General features: G+C 69.8%; 24 protein-coding genes. 13 read left to right on the top strand and 11 right to left on the bottom strand.

The genetic code is table 11. The features are described 5' to 3' along the window. Nucleotides 1–3: 3 nt before the first annotated feature. From N788_RS04795 to N788_RS04755, 9 genes are all read right to left on the bottom strand, one after another. Complete coding sequence (locus N788_RS04795) at nt 4–849, bottom strand: symmetrical bis(5'-nucleosyl)-tetraphosphatase (protein ID WP_034221673.1); 846 nt, start codon at nt 847–849, stop codon at nt 4–6. Further along, nucleotides 849–1,229 (bottom strand): Co2+/Mg2+ efflux protein ApaG, encoded by a 381-nt coding sequence (gene apaG / locus N788_RS04790; RefSeq protein ID WP_034221671.1) that lies wholly within the window; start codon nt 1,227–1,229, stop codon nt 849–851. The genes N788_RS04795 and apaG overlap by 1 nt, the downstream gene beginning before the upstream one ends. A gap of 9 nt (nt 1,230–1,238) precedes the next feature. Then, entirely contained in the window at nt 1,239–2,063 is an 825-nt protein-coding gene (gene rsmA / locus N788_RS04785; protein WP_051924366.1) for a 16S rRNA (adenine(1518)-N(6)/adenine(1519)-N(6))-dimethyltransferase RsmA, read from the bottom strand. After that, a complete protein-coding gene (pdxA, locus tag N788_RS04780) occupies nt 2,060–3,031 on the bottom strand; it encodes a 4-hydroxythreonine-4-phosphate dehydrogenase PdxA (protein WP_034221669.1) in 972 nt (323 codons plus the stop codon). Before pdxA ends, rsmA begins: the two co-directional genes overlap by 4 nt. Nucleotides 3,032–3,034: 3 nt before the next feature. After that, a complete protein-coding gene (locus tag N788_RS04775; RefSeq protein WP_034221667.1) occupies nt 3,035–4,336 on the bottom strand; it encodes a peptidylprolyl isomerase in 1,302 nt (433 codons plus the stop codon). A gap of 28 nt (nt 4,337–4,364) precedes the next feature. Then, complete coding sequence (lptD, locus tag N788_RS04770; RefSeq protein ID WP_034221756.1) at nt 4,365–6,578, bottom strand: LPS assembly protein LptD; 2,214 nt, start codon at nt 6,576–6,578, stop codon at nt 4,365–4,367. 75 nt (nt 6,579–6,653) lie between these two features. Continuing rightward, nucleotides 6,654–7,571: a histone deacetylase family protein gene (locus tag N788_RS04765; RefSeq protein ID WP_034221664.1), complete on the bottom strand. Its 918-nt coding sequence runs from the start codon at nt 7,569–7,571 to the stop codon at nt 6,654–6,656. 2 nt (nt 7,572–7,573) lie between these two features. Continuing rightward, a complete protein-coding gene (locus tag N788_RS04760) occupies nt 7,574–8,128 on the bottom strand; it encodes a cob(I)yrinic acid a,c-diamide adenosyltransferase (protein WP_034221662.1) in 555 nt (184 codons plus the stop codon). Nucleotides 8,129–8,135: 7 nt separating this feature from the next. Then, on the bottom strand, nt 8,136–8,726 hold the full coding sequence (locus N788_RS04755; protein WP_034221754.1) for a hypothetical protein: 591 nt from the start codon (nt 8,724–8,726) through the stop codon (nt 8,136–8,138). Nucleotides 8,727–8,824: 98 nt separating this feature from the next. Here N788_RS04755 and ubiH point away from each other — a divergent pair, with 98 nt between their 5' ends. Beyond that, nucleotides 8,825–10,036, top strand: a complete 1,212-nt coding sequence (gene ubiH / locus N788_RS04750) for a 2-octaprenyl-6-methoxyphenyl hydroxylase (protein WP_034221660.1) — start codon at nt 8,825–8,827, stop codon at nt 10,034–10,036. Further along, nucleotides 10,033–11,214 carry an FAD-dependent oxidoreductase gene (locus N788_RS04745; RefSeq protein WP_034221658.1) on the top strand — a complete coding sequence of 394 codons (1,182 nt, stop codon included), beginning with the start codon at nt 10,033–10,035 and terminating at the stop codon, nt 11,212–11,214. The genes ubiH and N788_RS04745 overlap by 4 nt, the downstream gene beginning before the upstream one ends. A gap of 25 nt (nt 11,215–11,239) precedes the next feature. Here N788_RS04745 and N788_RS04740 read toward each other — a convergent pair whose 3' ends face one another. Beyond that, complete coding sequence (locus N788_RS04740; protein WP_034221656.1) at nt 11,240–12,742, bottom strand: aminotransferase class III-fold pyridoxal phosphate-dependent enzyme; 1,503 nt, start codon at nt 12,740–12,742, stop codon at nt 11,240–11,242. A 233-nt stretch (nt 12,743–12,975) separates the two neighbouring features. On the opposite strand from N788_RS04740, the gene N788_RS04735 reads away from it, so the two are divergent. The 10 genes from N788_RS04735 (at nt 12,976) to secF (ending at nt 23,011) form a co-directional block, all read left to right on the top strand. Beyond that, complete coding sequence (locus N788_RS04735; RefSeq protein WP_034221752.1) at nt 12,976–13,896, top strand: ABC transporter ATP-binding protein; 921 nt, start codon at nt 12,976–12,978, stop codon at nt 13,894–13,896. Beyond that, the gene (locus tag N788_RS04730; protein ID WP_034221652.1) at nt 13,893–14,657 is read left to right on the top strand and encodes an ABC transporter permease; all 765 of its coding nucleotides are present in this window, start codon (nt 13,893–13,895) and stop codon (nt 14,655–14,657) included. Before N788_RS04735 ends, N788_RS04730 begins: the two co-directional genes overlap by 4 nt. A 46-nt stretch (nt 14,658–14,703) precedes the next feature. After that, nucleotides 14,704–15,837 (top strand): sensor histidine kinase, encoded by a 1,134-nt coding sequence (locus tag N788_RS04725; protein ID WP_051924365.1) that lies wholly within the window; start codon nt 14,704–14,706, stop codon nt 15,835–15,837. After that, entirely contained in the window at nt 15,834–16,436 is a 603-nt protein-coding gene (locus tag N788_RS04720) for a response regulator transcription factor (RefSeq protein WP_034221645.1), read from the top strand. The genes N788_RS04725 and N788_RS04720 overlap by 4 nt, the downstream gene beginning before the upstream one ends. A 2-nt stretch (nt 16,437–16,438) precedes the next feature. Beyond that, a complete protein-coding gene (locus N788_RS04715; protein ID WP_051924364.1) occupies nt 16,439–16,990 on the top strand; it encodes a DUF7010 family protein in 552 nt (183 codons plus the stop codon). A 30-nt stretch (nt 16,991–17,020) separates the two neighbouring features. Beyond that, nucleotides 17,021–18,085 carry a tRNA preQ1(34) S-adenosylmethionine ribosyltransferase-isomerase QueA gene (gene queA, locus N788_RS04710; RefSeq protein WP_034221642.1) on the top strand — a complete coding sequence of 355 codons (1,065 nt, stop codon included), beginning with the start codon at nt 17,021–17,023 and terminating at the stop codon, nt 18,083–18,085. Next, a complete protein-coding gene (tgt, locus tag N788_RS04705; RefSeq protein ID WP_034221640.1) occupies nt 18,082–19,194 on the top strand; it encodes a tRNA guanosine(34) transglycosylase Tgt in 1,113 nt (370 codons plus the stop codon). Before queA ends, tgt begins: the two co-directional genes overlap by 4 nt. Before the next feature lie 554 nt (nt 19,195–19,748). Further along, entirely contained in the window at nt 19,749–20,087 is a 339-nt protein-coding gene (yajC, locus tag N788_RS04700; protein WP_152560376.1) for a preprotein translocase subunit YajC, read from the top strand. A 56-nt stretch (nt 20,088–20,143) separates the two neighbouring features. Next, on the top strand, nt 20,144–22,021 hold the full coding sequence (gene secD / locus N788_RS04695) for a protein translocase subunit SecD (RefSeq protein WP_034221638.1): 1,878 nt from the start codon (nt 20,144–20,146) through the stop codon (nt 22,019–22,021). Between the two features lie 57 nt (nt 22,022–22,078). After that, entirely contained in the window at nt 22,079–23,011 is a 933-nt protein-coding gene (secF, locus tag N788_RS04690; protein WP_051924374.1) for a protein translocase subunit SecF, read from the top strand. Nucleotides 23,012–23,070: 59 nt separating this feature from the next. Here secF and N788_RS04685 read toward each other — a convergent pair whose 3' ends face one another. Then, nucleotides 23,071–23,505: a hypothetical protein gene (locus tag N788_RS04685; RefSeq protein ID WP_051924363.1), complete on the bottom strand. Its 435-nt coding sequence runs from the start codon at nt 23,503–23,505 to the stop codon at nt 23,071–23,073. A 61-nt stretch (nt 23,506–23,566) separates the two neighbouring features. On the opposite strand from N788_RS04685, the gene sufT reads away from it, so the two are divergent. Beyond that, nucleotides 23,567–24,121 carry a putative Fe-S cluster assembly protein SufT gene (gene sufT / locus N788_RS04680; RefSeq protein ID WP_034221634.1) on the top strand — a complete coding sequence of 185 codons (555 nt, stop codon included), beginning with the start codon at nt 23,567–23,569 and terminating at the stop codon, nt 24,119–24,121. The last annotated feature ends 203 nt before the right edge of the window (nt 24,122–24,324 follow it).

Raw genomic sequence — 24,324 nt, 5'->3', positions numbered from 1 at the left:
GTTTCAGTCGTCGCCGCGCGGCGTGTTGTCGGGCGGGTTTCGGCCCGGCACCTGGTGCAGGCGCAGCTCGGGGCCCAGCTCCAGCGCCGTCAGCTTGCCGCCCCAGACCGCGCCGGTATCAATGCCGTATACGCCCAGGCCCATGAACAGGCCCAGAGTGGACCAGTGCCCGAACACCACCGGCAGTTCGCGCTCGGCGTGGCCGGGCACTTCGAACCACGGGTAGACGCCGGGGCGCTGGGTGCCGGGGCGGCCCTTGTCCTCGAAGCCGATGCGGCCGCCGGGGGTGCAGTAGCGCATGCGCGTGAAGACATTGATGATCGCCCGCAGGCGATCCGGGCCGGCCAGCTTCGGCGACCAGGCCGGCTTGTCGCCGTACATGTTCTTGACCAGCTTGTTGAAGCCGTCGCCGCGCAGTTTTTCCTCGACTTCGCGGGCGCGGGCCTCGGCCAGCGGAAGCGTCCATTTCGGCGCGAGCCCGGCGTGCACCATGGCGAAGCCCAGGGTACGGTCGACGTGGAAGAGTTTCTGCTGGCGCAGCCACTTCACCAGCACTTCGGTGTCCTCGGCGAACAGCACCCGCTGAAGGTCGGGATTGACCTTGCGCTGGTCGGCCTCGCGGCGCGCGGATATCGCCAGCAGGGACAGGTCGTGGTTGCCCAGCACGATGGTGCTGTGGATGGACAGGGAGTGCACCAGGCGAAGGGTTTCGAGCGACTGGCCGCCGCGGTTGACCAGGTCGCCGCAGAACCACAGGCGGTCCACGGCCGGGTCGAAGCGGATTTTCTCCAGCAGGCGCTGCAGCGCGTCGTAACACCCCTGGACGTCGCCGATGGCGTAAGTGGCCATCAGTGCAGGGTCCGCGGGATGGACAGGGTGAAGGGCGAGATCTCGGCATCGAAACGGGTGCCGTCGTCGGCCAGCATTTCGTAGGTGCCGTGCATGGTGCCCAGCGGGGTCTCGAGCACGGCACCCGAGGTGTATTCGAAGCTCTCGCCCGGGCGCAGCCACGGCTGCTCGCCGACGACGCCTTCGCCCTGGACTTCTTGGACCTTGCCGTTGGCATCGGTGATCACCCAGTGACGGCTGATCAGGCGCGCCGGCACGTCGCCGGCATTTTCGATGCGGATGGTGTAGGCGAAGACGTAGCGGTCATCCTCGGGAATCGACTGGTCTTCGAGGAATCGGGTGGCGACGACGACCTGGATGGCGTGCTGGGGCGTATCCATGCCGCCATTCTACGCAGTACGGCGCTCCGGGGGCAGCGCCGACAGGTAGTTGGCGAGTTGCTTGAACTCGACCACCGCGATCTGTTCGGCGCGGGCGTCCGGACGCAGGCCGGCGGCTTCGATGTCGGCGCTGCTGCAAACCTGCTGCAGGGCATTGCGCAGGGTCTTGCGGCGCTGGCCGAAGGCGTCGCGCACGACGCGGGCGTAAAGGGCGTGGTCGCTGATGCCGACCTCGCCGGCCGGCAGCGGCACCAGCCTCACCACGGCCGAATCGACCTTCGGCGGCGGCCTGAACGCGCCTGGCGGCACGTCGAACAGGGATTCCACCTTGCAGTAGGCCTGCAGCATCACGCCCAGGCGGCCATATACCTTGCTGCCGGGGCCACAGGCCATCCGGTCCACCACTTCCTTTTGCAGCATGAAATGCATGTCGCGCACCGCGCCGGCGTGCTCGAGCGCATGGAACAGGATGGGCGAGGAAATGTTGTAGGGCAGGTTGCCGACCAGCCGGATCTGCCCCGAGGCATGGCCATCGTCGGCGGCCAGCTTGCCGAAGTCGACCTGCAGCACGTCCTTGTGGATCACGGTCAGGCGGCCCACGCCTTCGCTGGCTTCCATCAGCGGCGTGATCAGGTCGCGGTCGAACTCGATCACCGTCAGTTCGCCGTGGCGGCGAAGCAAGGGGAACGTGATTGCTCCCTGGCCGGGGCCGATCTCGACCAGGCGGTCACCCGGCTGCGGATCCACCGCCAGCACGATCATGTCGATGTACTGCCGGTCGGTCAGGAAATGCTGGCCCAGGTTCTTTTTCGGCGGCGCCTTGAAGTGGCTCATGCGGGGATCCTCCGGGCGGCAAGCAGGCTGCACAGGTCGACGGCGGCGAACAGGCTGGACGGGTCGGCGCGGCCGCTGCCCGCCAGGTCGAGTGCGGTGCCGTGGTCGACCGCCACGCGCGGGTAGGGCAGGCCCAGGGTGATGTTCACCGCCTGCTCGAAGCCGCCGTGCTTGAGCACCGGCAGTCCCTGGTCGTGGTACATGGCCAGCACCGCGTCGAAGCCGGCCAGTTTCGCCGGCAGGAAGGCCGTGTCCGCCGGCAGCGGCCCCTCGAGGTCCAGGCCTTCGGCGCGCAGCGCCTGCAGGCAGGGGATGAGGGTGTCGATTTCCTCCCGGCCCAGGTGCCCGTCCTCGCCGGCATGCGGGTTCAGGCCCAGCACCGCGATGCGCGGCCTGGCGATGCCGAAATCCCGGCGTAGCGCCGCATCGGTGATGCGCAGGCAGCGGGCCAGGCCTTCGCGGGTGATGGCATCGGCGACGTCGCGCAGCGGCAGGTGGGTGGTGGCCAGCGCCACCCGAAGCCCCGGCCTGGCCAGCATCATCACCACGTCGACGCCGGCCTGGCGGGCCAGCAGTTCGGTGGTGCCGGTGTAGGCGATGCCGCCCTGGTTGATGCTGGCCTTGTGCACCGGGCCGGTGACCAGGCCGTGGCAATCGCCCGCCAGGCAGGCGGCGGCCGCCCGTTCCAGCGCCGCGACCACGGCCCCGGCATTGGCGGGGTCGGCCTGGCCGAAGCGTACCGGCCGCTGCTGCGGCACCGGCTCGACCGCGAGTTCGCCCGGGCCGCTGGTCTCGCCGGCCGGCTTGAGCCGGAGCGGCAGGTCCAGCGCCGCCGCGGCGGCGAGCAGGGTGTCGGGGTCGGCATAGGCCAGCAGCTCGGCCTCGCGCGGACGCTGGGCCAGCCGGACGCAGAGTTCGGGACCGATGCCGGCCGGCTCACCCGGAACCAGGGCCAGCCGCGGTCGCATGGCTCAGGCGCCCGTCAGGCGGCTCTCGACGAAGGCTTCGGCGCGCAGCTGGCGCAGGAAACGTTCGAACTCTTCCTCGGCCTTGCGCTGGGCGATGATCTCGCGGGCCTGGTTGCGGCGGTTCTGTTCGGTGACGTCCTGCTCGCGGGAGCCAAGGCGCTTGATGATGTGCCAGCCCACTTCGCTCTGGAAAGGCTGGGACACTTCGCCGTCCTGGAGCTGCATGAGCTGGTTGCCCACGGACGTACCCCAGGCGTTGACCGGGAACCAACCCATGTCGCCGCCATCGTTGCGGCTCATGGTGTCCTCGGAGTGCTCGCGGGCCAGCTTGCCGAAGTCTTCGCCGGCCACGATGCGGGCCCGCAGCGCCTCGGCCTTCTGGCGGGCGGTTTCGGACGGCACCGTCGGCGTGGCGCGGATGAGGATGCCCTGGGCGTTGAACTCGGTCATGGTCTGCACGCCCGCCTCGCGGGTGTCGACCAGCTGGATCAGCTGGTAGCCGCCCGGGCCGCGGATGGGTTCGGAGATCTGGCCCTTCTGCAGCTGCTGGATCAGGCCGACGAAGGCCGGCGGGATGGCGTCGAAGGTGCGCCAGCCGATGTCGCCGCCCTCGAGCGCGTTGGGCGCATCCGAGAAGCGGATGGCGGCGGCGGCGAAGTCGATGTCGCCGCGTTCGACGACGGTCTTGATGTCGCGCGCCTTCTTCTGGGCGGTGGCGACTTCCTCGGCGTTGGCGCCGTCGGGAAGGGCGACGATGATGTTGGCCAGGCGGACTTCCGGACCGCCGATCTCGCGCACGGCCAGCAGCTGGTCGATCTCGGCCTCGCTGACCTGGACGCGGCTCTGCACGTAGCGCTGCTGCAGGCGCTCGAGCAGGAGCTCGTCGCGCAGGCTGCTGCGGAACTCGTCGTAGCTCAGGCCGTCCTGGGCCAGCCGCGCGCGCAGCTGGTCCTGGCTCATCTGGTTGCGGGCGGCGACCGATTCGATGGCCTGGGCCAGTTCGCCGTCGGCGACCCGGATGCCGGAGTCGCGGGCACGGGCGAGCTGCAGGCGCGAGAGCACGAGGCGGTCGAGCACCTGCCGTTCGAGCACGTCGCGCGGCGGCAGCTGGCCCGGCTGGTTGGCGTACTGGGCGGTGATGTTGGCGACCGCGCGGTCGAGTTCGCTGCGCAGGATGACGTCTTCATCCACGACCGCGACGATGCCGTCGATCGGGGTGGTTTCCTGGGCCGGCGCAGTGACCGGGACCAGGACGGTGGACAGCGCCAGCAGGGCGGCCAGGAAGGGGGTGAAAACCTTGTTCATGCAGTCTGGGGCTCCGGCGCCACGGGTATCAACGGGAATAGTCGAGAATAGCATCATCGAGCAGGCGGCCCGTGTCGCGGCCGAAGCTGCCGACGCCGTTCAGCTCGATCTCAAGATAGATGCCGGTGCTTTGCTCGCTGCTGAATTCACGCACGTAGCGGCGGCCAAGGACCCGGACCGCGACGCAGCAGCTCTTCCACTCGATGCCGGCCAGGGCCTCCAGGCTCTGGCGTTCACGCAGCGAATAGTTCCAGCGGCCCAGCAGGGTCCACTGCTCGCGGATCGGCAGCACGAAGGACAGGTCGGCCTGCTCGACCAGGTCGGCGCGGTAGCGGTACGAGGCGTTCACCAGCCCCCGCTGGCCGAAACGCCACTGGCTGCGCACGGCCGACAGATGGGTGCTTTCGCTGTCCGGGTCCCACTGGTGCGCCAGGCCCAGCGACCAGCGGTCGGTCGGCGACACGCTGGCCTCGGCGACCCAGGACGAGCCCTCCTCGGACAACAGCGGACCGCCGGGCACCGTCACCCGCGGGGGGTCGAAATAATGGATGCGGCCCAGGCCGAAGCTGAACAATTCGCGGCCGCTGTCGGCATCGAGGACGCGGCTGGTGACCGCCACGGTGGCCTGGTCGGCGTCGCCGACCCGGTCGGCACCCGCGAAACGGTTGTCGCGGAACAGGCCCGGCCAGGAAAAGGTCAGCGGGCGGGTGTCGAACAGGGGCAGGTCGTCCTGGTCCCGGTAGGGCACGTTCAGGTAATAAAGCCGGGGCTCGAGCGTCTGCACGTAGCGGCCGTCGCCAAAGCCGAAGTCGCGCTCGAAGAACGCGCCCATGTCCAGGCTCATCACCGGCAGGCTGCGATCGGGGTTGTCGTCGCCGCCGGGCGGCACCAGGGACTGGTCGAGCGAATACGCGGTGTAGCGCCAGGCCAGGCGCGGCGTGGCGAACCAGGCGGCACCGCCCAGGGGCATCTGCACCCAGGGCATCAGGTCGAGGCGGTTGCCGCCGTCGCGGAATTCGGACTCGAAGCGAACCGCCTCGGCGTCCACGCCGGCTTCGAACCAGCGCGCGAACGGGCTTGCCCAGCGCAGGCGCGCTTCGGGCAGGCGGCGGTAGGGTGCCGCCGCGTCCGGCAGCAGCGGACTGGCCACCTGCCAGCTTTGCACCTGCAGGCTGGCGTCCCAGCCCAGGCCCCGGCCGTACACGCCCAGGGAGCTTTCAAGCAGGGTGATGCTGGAGTTGGGCAGGGAGTCGCCGAAATCGACGAAATACTCGTCGTCGCTGACGTGGTTGATGTTCGCGCGCAGGTTCCAGTGCTGGTTCAGCCGGTCGTCGTGGCGCCAGCGCAGCAGGCCGCGGTCGTGCTTGGCCAGGTCGTCGTCGGGCAGCCAGGTGCCGTTGAGTTCGCCGCGGGCGTCGCGCGGACCCAGGTAGCGGAACTGCGCGCCCAGCATCAGGCCGCGGTCGGACAACCAGCGCGGCGACAAGGTGGCGTCGTAGTTCGGGGCCAGGTTGAGGTAAATCGGCTGTTCGTACTCGAAGCCATTGCGGTCGTCGTAGCCGATGGTCGGGCTGAGCAGGCCGGTGCGGCGCCGGTCGTCGGTCGGGAAGCGCACCCAGGGCAGCCAGAGCACCGGCACGCCGCCGACCCGCAGGGTGGCATTGCGCGCCGTGCCCAGGCCTTCGGCCTGGTCGATGTCGATGCGGCTGGCGCGGAATTCCCATTGGCGCTGCGCCGGCGGGCAGGTCGAATAGATCGCGCCGGTCAGCGTGCCCTGCTGGCCGCGCAGCTCGATGGCGTCGGCGCGGCCGTTGCCGGCCTGCTGGTTGAACTGGTAGTCCACGTCATCAAGCTGCACCACGTCGGCGCGCTGGTCGCCACGTGCGCGGGCGGCGTGCAGGCGCAGGCCGCGGTCCTGGTAGCGGGCCGGCCCGCCGGTCTGGAAGGTCTGCTTGCCGTGGTCGTAGGTCAGTTTTTCCGTGCCGAGCCATTGCTCGCCGCGAATCAGTTCGACCTCGCCGGTCAGCACGGTGACTTCCTGTTCGCTGACGTCCAGGTGCAGGGCGCTGACGTCCGTGGCCGGATCCGCCGGCGCCGTGCCCTCGGCAGGCAGCGGGCGATACAGCGGCAGGGTGCCGGTGTCGGGGCAGAATTCCCAGGCGGGCGGGGCGGGGTCCTGGGCGCGCGCGGCGCAGGCCATGGCCAGGCAGATCGGGAGCAGGCGAAGGGCTGGGCGGCGCACGGGGACATCCGGGGAAAAGACGCGATAGCTTCGCCCATGCCGCCGGGCGGGGCAACACGGTCGCAGCGCCGGGGCTCAGCCTGGCGCGAGCAGGCCCTGGAGATGGGCGACGCTGCAGGCCCGCAGCGCCGACAGGCTGTAGCCGCCTTCAAGCAGGGAAACCAGGCGTCCGCCGGCGTGCCGCCGGGCAACCCCGGCCAGTTCCGCCGACAGCCAGTGGTAGTCGGCGGCTTCCAGCGACAGGTCGGCCAGCGGGTCGAGCCGATGGCCGTCGAAGCCCGCCGAGACCAGCACCAGCTGCGGCGCGAACGCTTCCAGGCGTGGCAGCAGGTCCTCGCGCCAGACGCGGCGGAAGTCGGCACCGACGGCGCCGGGCGGCAGCACGGCATTGGCCAGGTTGCCGACGCCGCGTTCTGCCGGGTCGCCGGAATTGGGGTACAGCGGCGACTGGTGCGAGCTCAGGTACATCACCCGCGGGTCGTCCGCGAAGATGTCCTGGCTGCCGTTGCCGTGGTGCACGTCGAAATCGGCGATCGCCACCCGCTGCAGGCCGTGCGCGTGTACCGCATGCGCGGCCGCGACCGCCACGGCGTTGAACAGGCAAAAGCCCATCGGGGTCGTGCGGGTGGCGTGGTGCCCGGGCGGACGGACCGCGCAGAACGCCTGTACGTCGTCGCCGGCCATCAGTGCATCAACGGCGGCGACGCCCGCGCCGGCGGCGCGCAGGGCGGCTTCGGACGAGCCTTCCGAAAGCGCCGTGTCTTCATCCAGGCGGTGGGGGCCGAGGCCGGCCTCGTCCAGCACCGCCGCCAGGAGGTGCGGGTCGTGGACGCGAAGCAGGGCATCGCGGGTGGCGGCCGGCGCCTGGCGCCAGGGCAGCTCGGGGTAGGCGGCGCGGACGGCGTGCAGCACGGCCTCGAGCCGCGCCGGGCATTCGGGATGCCCGGGGCCGGGGTCGTGGGCGAGGCAGGCCGGATGGGTGTAGAGCAGCAAGCTCAGCCCTTGCGGCGCTCGTGGTTCCAGGTCGTCTCGCCGTGGCCGCTGGCGCGCGCCAGCACCCGGGCGAGCACGAACAGCAGGTCCGAGAGCCGGTTGAGGTAACGGATGGCTTCCGGACGCACGGCATCGTGGTGCGAAAGCGTCACGGTTTCGCGCTCGGCGCGACGGCAGATGGTGCGTGCCATGTGGCAGTGTGCCGCCGGCAGGCCGCCGCCGGGCAGGATGAAGTCCTTCAGCGGCGGCAGTTCGGCGTTGAAGCCGTCCAGGTGCGCTTCGAGGCGGTCGATGTCGGCGTCGTGGATGGCCGCATGGCCCGGGATGCACAGCTCGCCGCCGAGGTCGAACAGCTGGTGCTGCACGGCCACCAGGACGTGGCGGATGTCGTCGGGGATGTCGCAGGCCAGGACCACGCCGATCGCGCTGTTGGCTTCGTCCACGGTGCCGTAGGCGGTGACGCGGGCCGAGTCCTTGGCCACCCGGGTACCGTCGCCCAGGCCGGTGCTGCCGTCGTCGCCGGTGCGGGTGTAGATCTTGGACAGGCGGTTGCCCATCGCGGGTTCAGCCCGCCAGGCCGCCGGCGCGTGCGGCGGCCATGCGCTGCGCAGCCCTCACCAGCGCGTGCACGACGACGGCCAGGCCGACGTAGAGGGCGGTGGTGCCGAGGTAGGGCATGAACCAGTCGGCGTAGTTCTTGGCCCAGCCGGCGACGCTGGGGTTGGCCACCGAATCGGACAGCCAGTAGAAGCCGCCCTGGGCGAACAGGTGGCAGGTCGCCACGCCGAGCAACAGCGCCGGCGCCAGGCCTGCCAGCACGCGCAGCGGCTTGTCCTGGCCGAACTTGCGCAGGCCCGCGCCCGCCGCCCACAGGGCGAAGTGCGCCGGCAGCAGCATCCAGTAGCCGGGCGAGACGCAGTAGTGGGTCCAGAAGTTGGCGCCGGTGCCGGTGATGACGACGTAATCGACCGCGACCGCGAGCACCATCAGCGCCGGGAACGCCCAGCGCGTATTGGCGGCCAGGTAGAAGCCACCCAGCGCGAACACCGCCCAGGACGCATCCGGCACCATGCCGAAGTGGTTGAACCGGGTGGCGGCCATCACCAGTGCAAGCACGGTGAACAGGGCCAGGCGGGGGCGGGTGATCGAGGTCATGGGCAAAGGATTCCGTCAGGGCAGCGGCCAGGCCGGCATTCTAACGGAACTGCCGCGGCATCGTCGGCGCCCGGGCGAGGGCGCGTATCATGCGCGGCATGCCACGCGACGACGGCTTCGACCACGACATCCTCATCCTCGGCGGCGGCCTGGTCGGCAGCGCGCTGGCCTGCGCGCTCGACGGTCGCGGCTGGCGCATCGGCCAGGTCGAGGCCAGTGCCCCGGCCAGCGGCGCCCCGGGTTTCGACGAGCGCAAGCTGGCGCTGGCGGCGGCCAGTCTGAACGCGCTGGCGTCGCTGGACATCCTGCCGAGGCTGGCGACGCCGCCGGCACCGATTCGGCGCGTGCACGTCAGCCGGGCCGGCGACTTCGGCGCCGTGCGCCTGGACGCCGCGCAGATGGGCCACGAGGCCTTCGGCGGCGTCGTGCTGGCACGCGAGCTCGGCGAGGCCCTCGAGTCCCGGCTGGCCGGCGTGCAAGGCCTGGTCCGCCACCGGCCGGCCACCGTCGTCGCGGTGACGCCGGACCCCGACGGTCCGCGCGTGCAGCTCGACCCGACCTCCGGCGGCCAGGCACTGCGCGCGAAGCTGCTGGTGGCCGCCGACGGCAACCGGTCGCTGGCGCGAACCGCCCTGGGCATCGGCACGGATGAACACGACTACGGCCAGACGCTGCTGGTCTGCAGCCTGGCCACCGACCGTGCGCCGGACGGCACCGCCTGGGAACGATTCACCGAACAGGGCCCGGTGGCCCTGCTGCCGATGGCCGGTGGCCACTACGGCGCCATCTGCGCCGTGGCGCGCGGGCAGGCCGAAGCCGTGCTGGCGCTGGACGACGCCGCCTACGCCGATTATTTCCAGCAGCGTTTCGGGTGGCGCGCAGGCCGCGTGCGCCGGGTTGGCAAACGCAGTGCCTACCCCCTGGCGCGCATCGTCGCCGACCGCATCGTCGCGCCGCGCGCGGTGCTGATGGGCAACGCCGCGCAGTCGATCCATCCGATCGGTGCGCAGGGGTTCAATCTTGGCTTGCGCGACGCGCTGGCACTGGCCCAGCGCCTGGACGGCGGCGACCCGGGCGAGCCGGCGCGGCTGGCTGCCTACGCGGCGTCGCGGCGGGAAGACCGCGAACGCACGCTGGCCTTCAGTGACGGCCTGGCGCGCGCCACCGCCAACGATGGGTTCCCGATGCACGTGCTGCGCTCGCTGGGGCTGGTGGCGCTGGGTCACCTGCCCGGGCTGGCAGCGCCGCTGGCGGCCGGGGCCATGGGTTATCGCGGCGACGTGCCGGCGCTGTCGAGGCCGCGCCCGTGAGTCGGCGCGACCCGTTCGACCTGGTCGTGGTCGGTGCCGGCGTGGTCGGCGCCGCCGCTGCGCTGGCCGCGGCCCGGGACGGCCTGCGCGTGGCCCTGGTGGAGGCGCATGCGCCGTCGGACTGGGACGCCGCCGCGCCGGACCTGCGGGTATATGCCTTCGCGCCCGACAACGCCGCCCTGCTCGACGATCTGGGCGCGTGGGAAGGCATCCGGGCGGCCCGGGCCCATCCCTACCGCAGGATGCGCGTCTGGGATGCGGCCGGCGGCGGTGAACTGTGTTTCGACGCCGACGCCTTCGGCCGGCCGGCCTTGGGCCACATCGTCGAAAATGCGTTGCTGGTCGACCGGCTGTGGGCGGCCTGCGGTCGCGAGGCCGGCATCCACCGGTTTTGCCCGGACAGCCTGGCCACGATCGAACAAGACGAATCACTTGCCACCGTGCACCTGGCCAGCGGCACCGTGCTGCATGCCCGGCTGGTGCTGGGCGCCGATGGCGCGGCATCGAAGGTGCGCGCTTGCGCCGGGCTCGAGGCCCAGGCCCACGATTACGGCCAGCGCGGCCTGGTGGCCTATGTAGGCACCGAGCGCCCGCACGAGGACACCGCCTGGCAGCGTTTCCTGCCGACGGGCCCGCTGGCTTTCCTGCCCATCGCCGACGGCCGCTGCTCGATCGTCTGGACCCTGCCTGATTCGCAAGCGCAGCGATTGCTCGATGCTGACGAAGAAAGTTTCCGGCGCGAACTCACGCGCGCCTTCGACGCCCGCCTCGGCGAGGTCACCTCGGTCTCGCGGCGCGTGGCCTTTCCGCTGCGCCGTCAGCTGGCCAACAAGCTGGTGGCCGGCCGCGTGGTGCTGGCCGGTGACGCCGCCCATGTCGTGCATCCGCTGGCGGGGCAGGGCGTGAACCTGGGCCTGCGCGACGTCGCCGCGCTCCGGGTCGAATGGCAGCGCGCCCTGGCGCGGGGCGTCGACATCGCGGCGCCGCATCGCCTGGCGCGATGGGCGCGCACGCGCCACAGCGAGAACACGCTGGCCGCGTGGTCATTCGACGCCATCAATCGCGTCTTCAGCAACGACGTCCTGGCGCCGACCCTGTTGCGCGGCCACGCCCTGGGCCTGGCCGGCCGGCTGCCGCCGCTCACCCGGATGCTGTGGCGGCGCGCCGCCGGACTTTAGATTTTCAGTCCGGCGTCTTCAGGCTTCAGGCTGCAGCGGCCTGGGTCTTGCGGGGACCGTGCAGCAGGGCCTGGCGGATGTTGTCGATGACCAGGTCCACTTCCTCGCTGGTGACCGCGAAGTGCGGGGTGAAGCGCAAGGAATTGGTGCCGCCGTGGATGACGCCGATGCCGCGCTCGCGCATGTACTCCTCGGTGGAACCGGCGCCGAAGCACTTGAAGGACGGGTCGAGTTCGCAGGAGAACAGCAGGCCGGTGCCCTGGACCTTGGTGATCAGGCCATTGCCCAGTTCGTCGCGCAGCGCGGCCAGCTTGTCCAGGAACTCCTGGCCGCGGTCGCGGATGTTGGCGCGCAGTTCCGGCGTCAGCTGGCCCAGCATCGCCGCGGCGATGTCCAGCGCGCGCGGGTTCGCGGTCATGGTGTTGCCGTACACGCCCTTGCGGTACAGGCCCGCGGCGCGTTCGTTCACCGCCAGCACCGACAGCGGGTACTGGCCGCCATTGAGCGCCTTGGAATAGGTTTCCATGTCCGGCGCTTCCAGGCCTTCGAAACCCGGGTAGTCGACGATCGACAGCACGCCGTGGGCGCGCAGGCCGGCCTGGATGGAGTCGACCAGCAGCAGCGTGCCGTGGGCCTTGGTCAGTTCGCGCGCGGCGGCGTAGAACTCCGGCGGCACGGCGCGGCCCGGGTCGCCTTCGCCCATCACCGGCTCCAGGAACATCGCCTCGATGTACCAGCCATTGGCGTCGGCGTCGGCGAAGACCTGCTTGAGGCCTTCGACCGAATACGGCTCGACGACCAGCAGCTGGTCGTTGTGGTGCTGGTAGCTGGCCAGGTGCTGCAGGTAGTTCTTGCGCGAGGAATCCGAGTACAGCGCCGGCAGTTCGGTGCGGCCGTGGAAGGCGCCCTTGACGGCGACGCGCTTGACCCGCTTGCCGGCGTGGCGGCCACCGGCGTCGGTGTGCAGCTTGGCGTTGACGTCGGCGATGCGGCCGGCCAGCGACACCGACTCCGAACCCGAGTTCAGGCACAGGAACTTCGCGTACGGGCATTCATCGCGGCGGTGGCCGATTTCCTTGCGCAGCGCGCGCACGATGCGCAGCTGCGACAGCGACGGCGTCATGACGTTGGCCATCACCTGCGGCCGGGACATCGCCTCCAGCAGCGGCGCCGGCGTGTGGCCCAGGCCGAGCATGCCGTAGCCGCCGGAGTCGTGGATCACCGCGCCCTTGAGCGTGACGATCCAGGGGCCGCGCGCGGCCAGGGCGACGTAGGGATTGACGGCGTCGTCGGGATAGAAGTTGACGAAGCCGGCCTGCACGGCCTCCACCTGGGCCTGTTCGTCGAGATCGAACAGGTCGGCGAACTCGGTGGCCAGGGCGGCGTGGGCCTCGGCGGCAGCCTTGGCGGCTTCGACCAGCTCGGGGAATCGCGCCCCCAGGCGCTGCAGGCTGGCGTCGTCGAGGCCAGGGGTGCGAACGGTGCCGGCGCGGCTGCGCAGCGGCTTGAGGATCTCGAGCAGGTTCATGGCGTTCTCCGGACCCAAAACAAAACGCGAGGAAGGCCCTCGCGCGTCGGGTCTTGCGTTGAAAATCAAAGACTTGGGGCCGATATTACCACCGCGCAGGGGGCCGCGTAACCCCCGTGCGTTTGAAACCGGAGGCGCCGGGTGACAGCTGTCACCCGCGCTTGCTGACGGCCGCCACTGCCCCCGGATGCGGCGGACGCGAAGACTGGCGCCAGGCCATCCAGGAGTCCGCCATGACTGCTTCACGATCCGATCGACCCGTGCTCGCCCGCCTGGCGGGCGCCAGCAAGTCCTACGGTCCGGTGCAGGCCCTGTCCGGCGTGGACCTGGTCGTGCGTGCCGGTGAAGTGCTGGCCCTGCTGGGCGCCAACGGCGCCGGCAAGACCACCGCCCTGGGCCTGCTGACCGGACGCATCGGCGCCGACGCCGGCACCGTCGAACTGTTCGGCGCCGATCCGCGCCAACCCCATGTGCGCCGCGGCATCGGCGTGATGCTGCAGGACGGCGACCTGACCGACACCCTGCGCGTCGCCGAACACGTGCGCCTGTATTCGAGCTATTACCCGTCGCCGCGCCATGTCGACGACACCCTGGCCCTGGCCGGGGTGAGCGACCTGGCCCGGCGGTCCTACGGCGCCCTGTCCGGCGGCCAGAAGAAGCGGGTGCAGTTCGCGCTGGCGATCTGCGGTCGCGCGCCGCTGTTGTTCGTCGACGAGCCCACGGTCGGCCTGGACGTCGAGGCACGCCGCGCCTTCTGGGAGGTCATCCGGCGGCTGCGCGACGAGGGTACCGCGATCGTGCTCACCACCCATTACCTGGAAGAGGCCGACGCGCTGGCCGACCGCATCGTGCTGATGGCGTCCGGCCGTGTCCTGGCCGAAGGCAGTCCCGCCCAGATCAAGGCGCGCGCCGACGGCAAGCGCATCATCGCGCGCAGCCGCCTCGGCCTGGCCGAACTCGGCGCATGGCCCGGCGTGGACGCCGCCCGCGAGCACGACGGTCGCGTCGAATTGCTCAGCCGCGACGCCGAAACCGTGCTGCGCCGCTGGCTCGCCGCCGATCCGGCGCTGTCCGAACTGGAAGTGCGGCCGCTGCCGCTGGAAGACGCCGTGCTTTCGATCACCGCCCAGGCCCCGCTGGAGGACGCCGCATGAACACGACCCCCTTTCCCGCCCCGTCGGCCTGGCGCATCCACGCGCTGGAAGCCTGGTACGAGTTGCTGGGCGTACTTCGCACGCCGGCCTTCGCGATCCCGTCGCTGGCGTTTCCCGTGGTGTTCTACGTGCTGTTCGCGATCCTGCTGCCGGGCAAGTGGGGCGACTACGAGAAGTCCGCCTACCTGCTGGCGACGTATGGCGCCTTCGGCGTCATCGGACCGGCGCTGTTCGGCTTTGGCGTCGGCCTGGCCATCGAACGCGAGCGCGGCCTGCTCGAACTCAAGCGGGTCTCGCCGATGCCGGCCTTCGCCTACTTCCTGGCCAAGATCGCCATGAGCCTGGTGTTCGGGCTGGCGGTGGTCTGCCTGCTGTCGATCGCCGCGATCGGCTTCGGCGGCGTGCGGATCGAACCGCTGGTGTGGTTCAAGCTCCTGTCGGTGCTGCTGCTGGGCACCGCGCCTTTCTGTGCGCTGGGCCTGCTCATCGGCACCCTGGTGAAAGGCCAGGCCGCGGTCGCCATCGTCAACCTGATCTACCTGCCGATGTCGGTGCTGTCGGGCCTGTGGATGCCGATCTTCGTCTTCCCGGCGCTGGTGCAGAAGTTGGCCGTGGTGTGGCCGGCCTACCACCTGGCGCAGATGGCGCTGGGCGTCATCGGCCAGGTCCAGGGCGTCAACTACCTGCTGCACGCGACGGTGCTGGCCGCCACGACCGTGCTCTTGCTGGTGGTCGCCGCCTACCGGCTGCGCCGCCTCTGAGCCGCCGCCGGCGCTTGCACCGGTAAATCCGATAATGTCTCGGCCAATGACAGCGCTCGTACACACAGACAGCAGGCCGAAGCCGGCGAACGGCGACGACATCCACGACAGCCCGTGGGTGACGCTGGCCTACCTGGTCTTCGTGTTCCTGCCGCTGGCTTTCGCGCCGGTCGGCGTCTCCCGGCTGCTGGTGGCCAGCGTGGTCGCGATCGCGGTGTTCCTGCCGATGCACTTCGGCTTCTATCGCGCCTCGCCGACGCTTCGGCCCTGGCTGGCCCTGGGGGTCGCGGCGGTCGGCTATGGCCTGGTGCCCTTCAACCCCGGCGGCCACACCTTCCTCATCTACGCCTGCGGCATGGTCGGCTGGGCCTTCCGCCCGCGCCTGGCCATCGTGGTGGCGGCTGGACTGATGGCGCTGCTGGCGGCCGAGTTCTGGTGGCTGATGCCCAGGCCCCAGCTGGCCCTTGCCTGGAGCGGCATGTCGGCCATCATCGGTGGCCTGGTCCTGGCGGGCACCCTCTATTCGCGGGAGAAGTCCCGTCGCAACGCCGAGCTGCGCCTGACCCAGCAGGAAGTCGCCCGCCTGGCGGCGATGGCCGAACGCGAACGCATCGGCCGCGACCTGCACGACCTGCTGGGCCACACGCTGTCGCTGGTCGCGATCAAGAGCGAACTGGCGGGGCGTCTGGTGGACAAGGATCCGGCGGCGGCCCGCCGGCAGATCGGCGAAGTCGAAACGGTTGCGCGCCAGGCGCTGTCGCAGGTGCGCGAAGCCGTGGTCGGCATCCGCGCCACCGGCCTGCTGGCCGAGCTTGCGGCGGCGCGGCTGGCGCTGCTGTCGGCGGACGTCAGGCTCGACCAGCGCATCGCCCCCGTGGCGCTGACCCCCGAAGCCGAGTCGGTGCTGGCCCTGGGCCTGCGCGAAGCGGTCACCAACATCCTGCGCCATGCCCGCGCCCGGCGCGTCGACGTCGAACTCAGTGCCGACGCCGAGGGCGTGCGCCTGGGCATCAGTGACGATGGCCGGGGTGGCGCCATCGAACCCAATACCGGCCTGGCCGGCATGCGTGAACGCCTCGCCGCCCTGGGGGGCGGACTGGTCTTCGACTCGACGCCGGGCGCCGGCACGCGCCTGGTGCTGAGCCTGCCGCGGCTCGCCCTGCAGGGGCCGTCGCCGTGATCCGCCTGGTGCTGGCCGAAGACCAGGGCATGGTGCGCGGCGCGCTGGCGGCGCTGCTGGGTCTGGAACCCGACCTCGAGGTCGTGGCCGAAGCCGGCGATGGCGACGCGGCTTGGCAGGCGGTGCAGGCCCATCGTCCCGACCTGCTGGTCACCGACATCGAGATGCCCGGCATGACCGGCCTGGACCTGGCGATCAAACTGCAGGCGGCGCAATCAACGACCCGCGTGGTGATCCTGACCACCTTCGCCCGCGCCGGCTACCTGCGCCGGGCGCTTGATGCCGGCGTGCGCGGCTACCTGCTCAAGGACGCGCCGTCGGCGCAGCTGGCCCGCGCCCTGCGCGAGGTGAACGCCGGTGGCCGGGCCATCGATCCGCAGCTGGCAGTGGCCGCCTGGGGCGAGGACGACCCGCTGACCGAGCGCGAACGGCAGGTGCTGCGGCTGGCCGGCGAGGGCGTCAAGACCGCCGACATCGCCGAACGACTGCACCTGGGCCAGGGCACGGTGCGCAACTATCTTTCCGAGGCGATCGGCAAGCTTGGCGCCGAAAACCGAATCGAGGCTTACAGGGTGGCGAGGGCGAAAGGATGGCTTTGAACATGACGATGACCGTTGCGCATGCGCAGTCCGATATGCGGCAGGGCTATTACAGCGGAGCCACCGGCATCCTGGCGTCCGCGCTCGCCTGGTTCGTCGCAGCGGGAGTGGCGTTGCTGGCCTCTCCCGAGAAGGCAGTCTGGGCGCTTCTGGTCGGAGGGGTGTTCATCCATCCGGTTGGCCTGCTCCTGTGCAAGCTCCTGGGTTCGCGCGGCGGGCACGAAAAGGGCAACCCGCTGGGCCTGCTGGCCGGGGCGAGCACCTTCTGGCTCATCTTCTGCCTGCCCATCGCCTACCTGCTCAGCACCAGGCAGCCGAGCCTGTTCTTTCCGGCCATGCTGCTGATCATCGGTGGCCGTTACCTTGTGTTCGCCACCCTTTACGGCATGCGGCTCTATTGGGTCCTGGGCCTGGCGCTTGCCGGCACGGGTATGGTCCTGGCCCCGTTGAACGCCACGGCGTTCGCCGGCGCATTGGCGGGAGCGGTGGTCGAGGCGGTTTTTGGCATCATTTGCCTGGCAAGCCATCGCCAATGGGTCCGGTCGGCCCGCTGATTCAACCCGCGGCCGCCCTTCCCGGCGATAATGCCGCCCCCGCTGCTGCATCGGTTTCCAGTGAAGAAGTCCGACTTCCATTTCGACCTGCCGCCCGAGCTGATCGCGCAGGCGCCGCTCGCCGAACGCTCCGCCAGCCGCTTGCTGGTGGTGCCGCCGGGCGACGCCGGCTACCAGGACCGGCATGTCCGCGATCTTCCGGCATACCTGCAGCCGGGCGACCTGCTGGTCTTCAACGACACGCGGGTGATCCCGGCGCGCCTGTTCGGGACCAAGGACAGCGGCGGCCGCGTCGAGATCCTGCTCGAGCGCCTGCTCGGCGGGCACGAGGTGCTGGCCCAGGTCGGCGCCAGCAAGTCGCCCAAGCCCGGAGGCCGCATCACCCTGGACGAAGGCACGACGCTGGAAGTATTGGGCCGCGAGGGCGAGTTCTATCGCCTGCGCTTCCTGACCGACGAACCGCTGGAAAAACTGCTGCTGCGCGCCGGTCGCATGCCGCTGCCGCCGTACATCCAGCGCGAGGCCGGCCGCGAAGACCTCGAGCGCTACCAGACCCTGTTCGCGCGCCACACCGGCGCGGTGGCGGCGCCCACCGCCGGGCTGCATTTCGACCAGCCGCTGCTGGCGGCGCTGCAGGCCAAGTGCGTGCAATTCGGCCACGTCACCCTGCACGTCGGCGCAGGCACTTTCCAGCCGATGCGGGTCGAATCGATTCGCGAACACACCATGCACAGCGAATGGCTCAACGTCGGCGCCGATCTGTGCCAGCAGGTCGCGCGCACCCGCGCGGCCGGCGGGCGGGTGGTCGCGGTCGGGACGACGGTGGTGCGGGCGCTGGAAACCGCGGCCCGCGACGGTGCCCTGAAACCCTACGCCGGCGACACCAACATCTTCATCTTCCCCGGTCATCGCATCAGCACCGTCGATGCCCTGGTCACCAACTTCCACCTGCCGGAAAGCACGCTGATGATGCTGGTCTCCGCCTTCGCCGGGCGCGAGCGCGTGCTGGCCGCCTACGCGCATGCCGTGCGCGAGCGCTACCGTTTCTTCAGCTACGGCGACGCCATGCTGCTGTTCCCGGACCAGCCGGCATGAGCCGGATGCGCTTCGAGCCCCTGGGCAACGACGGTCCCGCCCGGCGCGGCCGGCTGCACTTCCCGCGCGGCACGGTCGAAACGCCGGCCTTCATGCCGGTGGGCACCTACGGCACGGTCAAGGCGATGTTTCCCGAAGGACTGCGCGAGCTGGGCGCGGAAATCATCCTGGGCAATACCTTCCATCTCTGGCTGCGGCCGGGCACCCGGGTCATCGAGGCACACGGCGGGCTGCACGGCTTTTGCAAGTGGAACGGCCCCATCCTGACCGACAGCGGCGGCTTCCAGGTCTGGTCGCTGGCCAAGCGCCGCAAGATCAGCGAGGAGGGCGTGGCCTTCGCTTCGCCCACCGACGGCGCCAAGGTGTTCCTGTCGCCGGAAGTGAGCATGCAGGTGCAGCGTTCGCTGGACTCGGACATCGTGATGATCTTCGACGAATGCACGCCGTACCCAGCGACCGAACCGGTGGCCCGGACGTCGATGGAGCTGAGCCTGCGCTGGGCCGAGCGCAGCAAGCGGGCCCACGAAGGCAATGACGCGGCGCTGTTCGGTATCGTCCAGGGCGGCACCTGGCCGGAACTGCGGTCCCGCTCGGCGGCCGGCCTGATCGACATCGGTTTCGACGGCTATGCCGTGGGCGGCCTGGCGGTGGGCGAGCCCGCCGAGGAGCGCGAGGCGACGCTGGACGCACTGTGCCCGCAGCTGCCGGCGGACAAGCCGCGTTACCTGATGGGCGTGGGGCGGCCCGAGGACATCGTCGAGGCGGTGGCGCGCGGCATCGACATGTTCGACTGCGTGATGCCGACCCGGCACGCGCGCACTGGCCACTATTTCGTGCGCGGGGGGCAGGTGAAGATCCGCAACGCGAAGTACGAAAACGACGTGCGTCCGATCGAGGAAGGCTGCACCTGCTACACCTGCGCCAACGGCTACTCGCGCGCCTACCTGCGCCACCTCGAACGCTGCGGCGAGATCCTGGGCGCGATGCTCGCCACCATCCACAACCTGCACCACTACCAGCAGCTGATGCGCGACATCCGCGCCGCCATCGACGCCGGCCGCTTCCAGGACTTCCGCGCCGCCTTCCACGCCGCCCGCGCTCCCGACTGACCCCGCCTGCGGGAGGGACTTCAGTCCCAAGTCCCTGGGCTTGCCCTGTGGGCAAGCAGGGCGGCCCTTGGGGCATTCGTCGGAGGCGCCGCCGCGCACGCTACGTCCTCGCCGCCCGGCCGGGACCAAGCGTCATCCATGACTAGCTCACGGCCGGGTCGCTCCCACTCCATCACGGGCCGCAGGTTGCCAGCCCGACGCTTCGCGTCGAAGTGCCAGGGGTGCGGCACTCACTGGATGCCGACAGTCGTCTCCGAAGGTGGCTTCCCGCCTGCTTGCCCGGCGGCCACGACGTCATTTCGAGGAGGTAGCGTGCAGTCGCCCTGGCCGACCTTCGGAGACAAGGACGTCGACGAAGAGCCTACATGGAGGTACTTGCGGCGTGTCGGTCAGGGCGACTGCACGCTGCCTCCACCCGCGAAGGCACCACGATCCCAAGCCCTGCTTGCCCGACGGGCAAGGCCCGGAGCTTTGGGACTCAAGCCCCCCGAGGGGGAGCGCTCCGGGCTGTGGCATACTTGCCCGCTGGTCTTTTCTACTGGATACGCAAGTCCATGAACCTGCTCGATTTGTTTGTTTCCCCCGCGGCCGCCCAGGCCGGTGGCGCCGCCCAGGGCAACCCCCTGATGAGCCTGCTGCCGCTGATCCTGCTGTTCGTCGTCTTCTGGTTCCTGCTGCTGCGCCCGCAGATGAAGAAGGCCAAGGAGCACCGCGAACTGGTCGCCAAGCTCCAGAAGGGCGACGAAGTGCTCACCAGCGGCGGCATGGCCGGCCGCATCGAGGACCTGGGTGAGTCGTTCGTCACCGTCGAGGTCGCCGACAAGGTCAGCATCAAGATCCAGCGTGGCGCCATCACCGCGGTCCTGCCCAAGGGCACGTTGAAGTCCGCCTGAACCGCCCCCATCCGAATCATCCTCGGCCCTGATCGGGCCGCCAACGGTTGTCGCCCATGCTTCAGTACGCCACCTGGAAGTACGTCCTCGCCGCGATCCTGATCGCCCTTTCCGCGTTTTATTCCCTGCCCAACCTGTATCCCCAGGACCCGGCGGTGCAGATCGCGGCCAACCGAGGCAGCACCGTCGACGAGGCCCTGGTCCTGCGCGTCAGTGCGGCGCTCGACCAGCAGCAGGTTCCCGCCAAGTCCGTCGCCATCGAGGGCGAGCGGCTGGTGGTGCGCGCCGAGGACGCCGACGGCCAGTCCCGCGCCATCGAGGTGCTGCGCGACACGCTGGGCAAGGACTACACCGTGGCCTTGAACATGGCGTCCACCGTGCCCGACTGGCTGTCGGTCTTCGGTGCCCGGGCCATGTCCATGGGCCTGGACCTCCAGGGCGGCGTGCACTTCCTGCTGGAAGTGGACCAGCAGGCCGCCATCGACAAGCGCAGCAATGGTTTCGCCGATGAGATCTCGGGCGTGCTGCGCGAAGGCAAGTTTGCCTACACCAGCGTCTCGCGCACCGCCGACGGCATCCAGGTGGTGCTGAAGAACCCGGAAGACGTCGGCGCCGTGTTCTCGGCGATCCAGCGCGAAGCGCCGGAGCTGCAGCTGGAAGTCGACGAATCCGAGCCCGGCCGCCTGCTGGCGCGTCTGACCCCGACCCTGGTCCAGTCGATCATGGACGGGGCGATCGAGCAGAACCGGACCACCCTGGACAACCGCATCAACAGCCTGGGCGTCGGCGAGCAGGTCATCCAGCGCCAGGGCGAGAGCCGCATCGTCGTGCAGCTGCCCGGCGTGCAGGACACCGCCGAGGCGCGCAAGCTGATCGGCGCCACCGCCACCCTCGAATACCGCCACGTCATCGACTACGGCAACCAGGCCCAGCAGGCCGCCGCGACCGGCGTCGTGCCGCCCAACGCGCGCCTGTATTACAGCCGCGATCTCGACGCGGCCGGCAACCGCCGCCCGATCCTGCTCTCGCGCCGGGTCATCGTCTCGGGCGACCAGCTGGTCAACGCCACCTCCAGCCCGGACCCGCAGAGCGGCCGGCCGGCGGTGCAGATCGAACTCAACAGCTCCGGCGGCAACCGGATGCTGGCGCACACCCGCGAGAACGTCGGCCAGCTGATGGCCGCGGTCTACATCGAAACCATCCCCGACGTGCGCATGGTCGATGGCAAGGAAGTGATCACCAGCCGCGTCAACGAGGAAGTGATCAACGCCGCGGTCCTGCAGGGCGTGTTCGGCAAGAACTTCCAGACCACCGGCCTGGACAGCCAGCAGGAAGCCACCGACCTGGCCCGCCTGCTGCGCGCCGGCTCGCTGGCGGCGCCGATGGTGATCATCGAAGAACGCATCATCGGCCCGAGCCTGGGTGCCGAGAACATCGCCGCCGGTACCCAGGCGGTGTTCTGGTCCTTCATGTTCGTGCTGGTGTTCTTCCTCATCTACTACAAGACCTTCGGCATCGTCACCAACCTGGCGCTGCTGCTGAACCTGCTGATGGTGGTGGCGCTGATGTCGATCATCGGTGCCACGCTGACCCTGCCGGGCCTGGCGGGCATCGCGCTCACCGTGGGCCTGTCGGTGGATGCGAACGTGCTCATCAACGAACGTATCCGCGAGGAGTTGCGAAACGGCAATACGCCGCTTGCGTCCATCGCCAACGGCTATGACAAGGCCTCGGGCACCATCACCGACGCCAATACCACGGCGCTGCTGGCGGGCCTGGCGATGGCGGTGTTCGGCTCCGGCCCGATCCGCGGCTTCGGCATCACGCTGATGCTGGGCATCATCACCTCGATGTACACCGCGGTTTCCGTCTCGCGCGGCATCGCCACCCTGATCTACGGCAAGCGCAAGAAGCTTGCCAAGGTCTCGATCTAAACGAACTCCAGGAGAGACGGCGTGGAACTCTTCCCGTCCAATACCAAGATCAATTTCATGGGCTTCCGGCACCTCGCGGTCGCCGCGTTCGTCCTGATGATGGTCACCTCCGTCGTCGCCCTGTCGACCAAGGGCTTCAACTACGCGCTCGACTTCACCGGCGGTACGCTGGTGGAAATCGAGTTCGAGAAGCCGGCCGACGTCGAAGGCATCCGTTCGCGCCTGGACGCCGCGGGCTACGACAGCCCGATCGTGCAGACCTTCGGCTCGGGCAACGACATCGTCATCCGTCTGCAGCCGCCGGAAATGGCCGAGGGCGCCTCGCCGCAGGACGCCGACAACAGCGCGCAGTCGGGCATGGCCATCCTCGCGGTGGCGCAGACGCCGGACAATCCCGGCCAGGTGATCCGCAGCGACTTCGTCGGCCCGCAGATCGGCAACGAACTGGCGCTCAACGGCATCTACGCGACCATCTTCGTGGCCCTGGGATTCCTGGCCTACATCGCCGTCCGCTTCGAGTTCAAGTTCGCCATCGCCGCCGTGCTGGCGACGATGGCCGACGTGCTGGTGGTCTGCGGCTGGTTCGCGATCACCCAGCACGAGTTCGACCTGACCGTGCTGGCCGGCATCCTGTCGGTGATGGGTTTCTCGATCAACGACACCATCGTCGTCTTCGACCGCGTCCGCGAGAACTTCCGCCTGCTCAACAAGCTCGAGCCCAAGGAAGTGCTGAACCGGTCCATCAACCAGACCCTGTCGCGCACGATCATCACCTCGTTCGTGGCCTTCCTGACGGTGCTGGCGCTGTACGTCTACGGTGGCCACTCGCTCAAGGGCATGGCCGAGTCGCAGATGATCGGCGTGATCATCGGCACGCTCAGCTCGATCCTGCTGGCCTGCCCGATCCTGCTGCTGCTGGGCGTGACCAAGCAGGACCTGATGCCCAAGGCCAAGGCCGACGTCGAAGCCGAGCTCGCGCGCCGGCCCTGACCCCGGGGTGCGACGCAGCCGAAAAGGCCCGCCTGGTGCGGGCCTTTTTCGTGGGGCGTCTAGCGCGCCAGCTTCCAGGCCAGGGGCAGGGCGATGGCCGCCCAGGCCAGGTCCCAGTAGCTGGTGGCCTGGCGGATCAGCTCCCCGGCCAGCACCGGCCCCAGGCGCAGGGCCGACTCCACCGGCTGCAGGCCCAGCATCAGGCCCATCGTGATCGCCGCATGGAACCAGTAGCCCAGGACGATCGCCAGGGCGGTCCCGGCGACGGCGGCGACGGCCCGCCAGCGGCCCGGCGGCATCGCCGCCAGCCGCAGCAGCAGGGCCAGGTCCACCGCGGCGACCAGCGCCAGCCAGCCGCTCGGGCTGCGCAGGGCCAGCGACACGGCGGTCCAAAGCGCCACCATGCCCAGCACGCCGGCGATCCAGGCCAGGGTCGGCAACAGCCAGTCAATGGCGAGGGCAAGGGTGGTTCGGGAACGCTGCGTCAGGCTCAAATCACTTTCCGGGTGCCAGGGCGGGCTAAAATAGCCGCGATTCCCGCCAGGCGATACCCAAGTGAGTTATTCGCGAACCAGCGAACCCGTGAAGTTCGAGCGTGATTGCCCCGCCGTCATGGTGCCCCAGGGCGAGCAGGTGACCCTGCCCGCCGGCACCGCCGGCTACATCACCCAGGCCCTGGGTGGCTCGTTCACCGTGTTCGTCGACGGCAACCTGTTCCGCATCGCCGGCCCCGACGCCGACGCGATCGGCAAGGAGCGCCCGGCGCCCCTGCAGCTGCCCGAAGGCGCCGGCGACGCCGAGGTCGAGAAGCTGGTCTGGGACCAGTTGCGCACCTGCTTCGATCCCGAGATCCCGGTCAACATCGTCGAGCTGGGCCTGGTCTACGACTGCGACCTGGGCCGCAACGGCGACGGCGAGCGCATCGTCAACATCCGCATGACGCTGACCGCGCCCGGCTGCGGCATGGGCGACATCCTGGTGCAGGACGTGCGCGACAAGGTCGAGCAGGTGCCGACCATCGTCGAAGCCGACGTCGACCTAGTCTTCGATCCACCCTGGAACCAGACCATGATGTCGGACGCCGCCCGGCTCGAGACCGGCATCTTCTGATCGCGCCCGGGTCTTCACGTCGGGACAGTGATCCTGTCCTTTGACGCGCTTTGTAGGCATTCCCTAACGGATCGAAAGCTGGCCGACAAACGGTCGGTTTTTTGCTGCGCGACCGCTTGACCCATGACTTTCGTCACGCTAGGTTCGAAGACGTGTCACGAAGTTGAGATGTTCGTCACACATCCGGGTGGTAGGTCCTTCCT

The sequence above is a fragment of the Arenimonas donghaensis DSM 18148 = HO3-R19 genome (genome assembly GCF_000743535.1).
GTDB lineage: Bacteria > Pseudomonadota > Gammaproteobacteria > Xanthomonadales > Xanthomonadaceae > Arenimonas > Arenimonas donghaensis.
The sequence above is the reverse complement of the archived record's forward strand: the minus strand, read 5'-3'. Positions and strand labels throughout refer to the sequence as shown.